This window comes from Pseudomonas sp. AC463 (genome assembly GCF_979253585.1).
In genome coordinates this window covers 1-262 of record NZ_CEEDDZ010000741.1, presented here as the reverse complement: position 1 = coordinate 262, position 262 = coordinate 1, and the positions used below count along the sequence as shown (strand labels likewise).

General features: G+C 67.9%; 1 protein-coding gene. It reads left to right on the top strand.

Annotated elements, in window-relative coordinates; translation table 11 throughout:
* A partial coding sequence (locus AC0IYH_RS32180; protein WP_471838374.1) for an AAA family ATPase occupies positions 1–262 on the top strand: 262 nt, incomplete at both ends.

Genomic DNA, 262 nt, shown 5'->3' with positions numbered 1-262 from the left:
AGGGCGCTGATCCTCGACCCGCGAGTGCTGCTGCTCGACGAACCGACCTCGGCCCTCGACGTGTCGGTGCAGGCGGAGATCCTCAACCTGCTCTCCGACCTGCGCGAGCAGGAGGGGCTGACCTACCTGCTGGTGACCCACGACCTGGGCGTGGTCGCCCACCTCTGTGACCGGGTTGCCGTGATGCAGCACGGGCGCATCGTGGAAACCCTCGACACCGGCCTGCTGGCGCAGAACCGTGCCGAGCACGCCTATACCCAAC